The sequence below is a fragment of the Nonomuraea terrae genome (assembly GCF_004348995.1).
Taxonomy (GTDB): Bacteria; Actinomycetota; Actinomycetes; order Streptosporangiales; family Streptosporangiaceae; genus Nonomuraea; species Nonomuraea terrae.
This window is the reverse complement of record NZ_SMKQ01000361.1, coordinates 1-4,791: the sequence shown is the minus strand read 5'-3', so window position 1 is coordinate 4,791 and position 4,791 is coordinate 1. Positions and strand designations below refer to the sequence as shown.

Sequence of the window (4,791 nt, the reverse complement as noted above, 5' to 3'; positions counted from 1 at the left end):
GCCCGGAGTGGCTCCCGCCGGCCACGGCGCCCCGCCCCCCACCGGGCCAGGCACGCCGACGCCGGGTGCTCCCCGTCCCGGGATGCCGGGTCCCGGCAGACCCGCAGGCGGAGGACCCGGCGGGCCGCACGCCGGTAGCGGCGCCCATTACGTCGGTGGCCCCAACCCCGGCGGCCCCAACCCCGGCGGTCACGTGCCAGGGGGGCAGGGAACGCCCCCTCGCCCGGGGCCGGTCTCGGGCCCCCAGGCGCCAGGCCCGCAAGCGCCGGGAGCCGTGTCAGGGCCACAAGGGAGAGGGCCCGTTTCTGGGCCGCAGGGGCCCGGGTCAGGGCCGCAGGCGGCGGAAGGTGGGGCGGCTACCGTGCCGCACATCTCACCGCCCGGGCGTGCGCCGCAAGGTGGCGCGGCCGGTCACCCCGCTTCCGGGGCCGGCGGATCCGCGGCCGGTCCGCGTCCGGATACGTCCGGTGAGGCGGGGTTCGATCCGGATCGGACGATCAGCGTCTCGCGCCCCAAGGGGCCGGTGCCCGGTCCTGAGCAGGGCGGATGGCGGCCTCCGGTCGACGAGGGGGCGCTGACGACCAGGCGGGTACCGTCTCCGCAAGGTGGCGTGCCGGGGCAGCAGGTCTACCCGGCGCCGGGAGGCGGGCAGCCGCAGGGCAGCCAACAGGGCAACCAGCAGGGCAACCAGCGGGCGCCCCAGGGGCCGTACGCGGGTCACGGCCTTGGCACCGACCTGTTCTCCATCGCCGGCCCGCCGGAGAAGCAGTCCAAGGGCAGCCGCAACGGCATGCTGGTGCTCATGGGCGTGGCCGCCGCCGCGGCCGTGGTGATCGCCATCCTGATCGTCGCCTTCATCACCAGCTGATCCCGGCGCTCGCGAAACCAGAGCCCGGCCCGGCTCCGGCTCTGGTGCGCGAGCGTGGGACAGACTGGACGTCATGAGCGAGTTCAGAATCGAACATGACTCGATGGGCGAGGTACGCGTGCCGGCCGGCGCCAGGTGGCGTGCGCAGACCCAGCGGGCGGTGGAGAACTTCCCGATCTCGGGACGGACGCTGGAGCCGTCCCACATCGCCGCGCTGGGCCTGATCAAGGCGGTGGCCGCCGAGGTCAACGGCGAGCTGGGCGTGATCGACAAGGACCTGGCGGAGGTGATCGCGCAGGCCGCGGCCGACGTGGCGGAGAACGAGCACGACGACCACTTCCCGATCGACGTCTTCCAGACCGGCTCCGGCACCTCGTCCAACATGAACGCCAACGAGGTGATCGCGACCCTGGCCGAGGAGCGGCTGGGCCGTCCCGTCCACCCCAACGATCACGTGAACGCGTCGCAGTCGTCCAACGACGTGTTCCCGACCTCGATCCACGTGGCGGCGGCGACCGAGGTGACCTACCACCTGCTGCCCTCGCTGCGGCACCTGGCCGAGACGTTGCGGGAGAAGGCGGTCGAGTTCGACGGCGTGGTGAAGTCGGGGCGCACGCACCTGATGGACGCCACCCCGGTGACGCTCGGGCAGGAGTTCGGCGGGTACGCCACGCAGATCGAGAACGCCGTCGTCCGCGTCCTGGCCGCGCTGGAGCACGTGCTGGAGCTGCCGCTCGGCGGCACCGCCGTGGGCACGGGCATCAACACCCCGCCGGGGTTCGCCCAGGAGGCCATCAGGAAGCTGCGCGAGGCGACCGACATCCCGTTCGCCGAGGCGCGCGACCACTTCGAGGCGCAGAGCGCGCAGGACTCGATCGTCGAGCTGTCCGGCCAGCTCAAGGTCGTGGCCGTGTCGCTCAACAAGATCGCAAACGACCTGCGCTGGATGGGCTCGGGGCCGCGGGCGGGGCTCGGCGAGATCAACCTGCCCGACCTGCAGCCCGGCTCGTCGATCATGCCGGGCAAGGTCAACCCGGTGATCCCCGAGGCCACGGCCATGGTGGCGGCCCAGGTGATCGGCAACGACGCGGCGATCACGTTCGCGGGGGCGTCCGGCACCTTCGAGCTGAACGTGCAGCTGCCGGTCATCGCGCGCAACATCCTTGAGTCGATCAGGCTGCTGGCGAACGTCTCGCGGCTGCTCGCCGACCGCTGCGTCTCCGGCATCACGGCGAACGTGGAGCGCCTGCGTGAGTACGCCGAGTCGTCGCCGTCGATCGTCACCCCGCTCAACCGGTACGTCGGCTACGAGGAGGCCGCGAAGATCGCCAAGCAGGCCCTGCGGGAGCGCAAGACCATCCGCCAGGTCGTGATCGAGCGCGGCCACGTCGCCGACGGCACCCTGACCGAGGAGCAACTCGACGCCGCGCTCGACGTGCTGTCGATGACCCGGCCCTGAGCCGCCCCTGAGCTACCTGCGCGCCGCGGCGGCGCGCGTGGCCTCGGCCCAGCGGTCGAGCAGCGCCAGGGCGGCGCCGGAGTCGACGGCGTCGGCCGCCCGCTTGACGGCTCCGCCCAGGGCCGGGGTCAGCTCGGCCACCGGCGGGGTGCCGTCGGCGGCCACCAGCGCGGCGGCCGCGTTCAGCAGCACGATGTCGCGGACGGGCCCGTGCTCGCCGCCGAGCACGGCGCGGGCCACGCCGGCGTTGTGCCGGGCGTCGCCGCCGCGCAGGTCGTCGAGCCGGGCCCGCGGGATCGACAGGTCCAGCGGGTCCAACGTCGTACGCGTCACGCTGCCCCGGCGTACGACCCAGACGGCGGACGGGCCGGTGGTCGTCAGCTCGTCGAGCCCGTCGTCGCCCCTGAAGACCAGCGACGATCCGCCGCGCTCGGCCAGCACCCCGGCGATGACCTCCGCCATGGCCGGATGGAAGACCCCGACCGCCTGGGAGGGCGGCAGGGCGGGGTTGGTGAGCGGGGCCAGGAAGTTGAAGACCGTGGGCACGCCCAGCTGGCGGCGCGCGCCCGAGGCGTGTTTCAGCGCCGGGTTGAAGACGGGCGCGAAGCAGAAGGTGATGCCGACCTCTTCCGCCACGGCGACCGCGGCGGCGGGCGGCAGGTCGATGGCCACGCCCAGCGCTTCCAGCACGTCGGCCGCGCCCGCCGCGGACGAGGCGGCCCGGCCGCCGTGCTTGACGACCTTGGCGCCCGCGGCGGCGGCCACGACGGCGGCCATGGTCGAGACGTTCACGGTGTTGGCGCGGTCGCCGCCGGTGCCGACCAGGTCGACCGGCTCGCCGGAGACGCGGATGGCCGCCGCCCTGGCGAGCATGCCGTCGGCCAGCCCGGCCACTTCGGCGACGCTCTCGCCCTTGGCCCGCAGCGCGACCGCGAACGCGGCGATCTGGGCGTCGGTCGCCCGCCCCGACATGATCTCGCCCATGGCCCAGGCGGCCTGGCGGGAGGTGAGCGACACGCCTTCGAGCAGCGCGGTGAGCAGCGCCGGCCAGGTGGTGCCGGTGGTGGAGACCATGAGCGTCCCTTCTCGTCAGTGCTCGACGGGGGGACACCCACCACAATGGTGACGGCCGCCTCGTCGAGGCGGCCGTGTGCGCATTCGCTGGAGGTCCGCCTTAGGAGGCGGGCCACCACTGGAACGAATGCGTGATCATGCGCACAACCTTACCAGATGCCCTTGATCCACATATCCCCTCGCCTATCTATGTCGGCGGCACCCATGCGTCGCGGCGGGGCGAACGCCTAGGGTTCGGGATATGGCGAAGGATCTGACGGGGCGGACCGCGCTGGTGACGGGGGCCGGGGGCGGCATCGGAGCGGCGTGCGCCCGGCGGCTGGCCGCGGCGGGGGCCCGGGTGCTGGTGGTCGACATGCGGGCCGAGCCCGCAGCGGAGGTGGCCGCCGAGATCGGCGGCGCGGCCGTGGTGGCGGACCTGAGCTCCGCCGATTTCGTGGCGTCGCTGCCCGACGAGCCGGTCGACATCGTGGTGAACAACGCCGGGTTCCAGCACGTCGCGCCGATCGAGGAGTTCCCGCCCGAGGTGTTCTCCGCGATCCTGCGGGTCATGGTCGAGGCGCCGTTCCTCATCGCGCGCAAGGTGCTGCCCGGCATGTACGCCAGGGGCTGGGGCCGGTTCGTGAACATCTCGTCGGTGCACGGGCTGCGGGCCTCGCCGTACAAGTCGGCGTACGTGACGGCCAAGCACGCGCTGGAGGGGTTCTCCAAGGTCGTCGCGCTGGAGGGGGCTGCTCACGGGGTGACCTCGACGTGCGTCAACCCGGCGTACGTGCGCACGGCGCTGGTGGAGGCGCAGATCGCCGACCAGGCCAGGGTGCACGGCATCGCGCCGGCGGCGGTCGTGGAGGACATCATGCTGGAGCCGGCCGCGATCAAGCGCCTGATCGAGCCGGACGAGGTGGCCGAGCTCGTGGCGTACCTGTGCGGCCCGGCCGGGTCGTTCATCACCGGTGTCTCCCTGCCGATCGACGGCGGCTGGACGGCCCGGTAGTGATCGAATACCTGGAGCTGCTGGCCAGGGAGGCTTCCGCGGTCGAGTTCGAGGGGCCGATCATCCAGGCGCGGGCCGCGGGCGCCGATCCGGCGGCGATCGAGGAGCTGGAGCGGGCCAAGGTCCAGGCGTTGAAGGTGCGCGACCTGCTCAAACGGCGGGCCAGGCGCGAGGCCGAGCTGTCGGCGCTCTACGACACCGCCGGCGACCTGGCCGCGCTGCGCGACCTCGACGCCGTGCTGGAGGCGATCGTGCACCGGGCCAGGCAGCTGCTGGCCACCGACATCGCGTACATGACGCTGCACGACCCCGAGCGGGGCGACACGTACATGCGGGTCACCGACGGATCGATCTCGGCCAAGTTCAGGGCGCTGCGGCTGGCCATGGGGGCGGGGC

The 4,791-nt window shown here is 73.2% G+C and carries 4 protein-coding genes and 1 pseudogene; 4 read left to right on the top strand and 1 reads right to left on the bottom strand.

The window, feature by feature from the left end:
- Positions 1-610 precede the first annotated feature (610 nt).
- Together E1286_RS48695 and E1286_RS46115 are read left to right on the top strand one after the other, a co-directional pair.
- Positions 611-868 (top strand): hypothetical protein, encoded by a 258-nt coding sequence (locus E1286_RS48695; protein ID WP_165970242.1) that lies wholly within the window; start codon positions 611-613, stop codon positions 866-868.
- 73 nt (positions 869-941) lie between these two features.
- Positions 942-2,327, top strand: coding sequence for a class II fumarate hydratase (locus E1286_RS46115; protein WP_132623579.1), 1,386 nt, complete (start codon positions 942-944; stop codon positions 2,325-2,327).
- Positions 2,328-2,339: 12 nt separating this feature from the next.
- Here the strand turns inward: E1286_RS46115 and trpD are convergent, their stop codons facing one another.
- On the bottom strand, positions 2,340-3,401 hold the full coding sequence (gene trpD / locus E1286_RS46110; protein ID WP_132623577.1) for an anthranilate phosphoribosyltransferase: 1,062 nt from the start codon (positions 3,399-3,401) through the stop codon (positions 2,340-2,342).
- 241 nt (positions 3,402-3,642) lie between these two features.
- On the opposite strand from trpD, the gene E1286_RS46105 reads away from it, so the two are divergent.
- Positions 3,643-4,395, top strand: a complete 753-nt coding sequence (locus E1286_RS46105; RefSeq protein WP_132623575.1) for an SDR family NAD(P)-dependent oxidoreductase — start codon at positions 3,643-3,645, stop codon at positions 4,393-4,395.
- A pseudogene (locus E1286_RS46100) lies at positions 4,395-4,791 on the top strand (diguanylate phosphodiesterase); the annotation flags it as partial. The gene E1286_RS46105 and the pseudogene E1286_RS46100, both read left to right, overlap by 1 nt.

Bases quoted from the DNA above. Each gene is read 5' to 3' on its own strand.
- trpD (WP_132623577.1), bottom strand. From the start codon at position 3,401: ATGGTCTCCACCACCGGCACCACCTGGCCGGCGCTGCTCACCGCGCTG.
- E1286_RS46105 (WP_132623575.1), top strand. From the start codon at position 3,643: ATGGCGAAGGATCTGACGGGGCGGACCGCGCTGGTGACGGGGGCCGGG.
- E1286_RS46115 (WP_132623579.1), top strand. From the start codon at position 942: ATGAGCGAGTTCAGAATCGAACATGACTCGATGGGCGAGGTACGCGTG.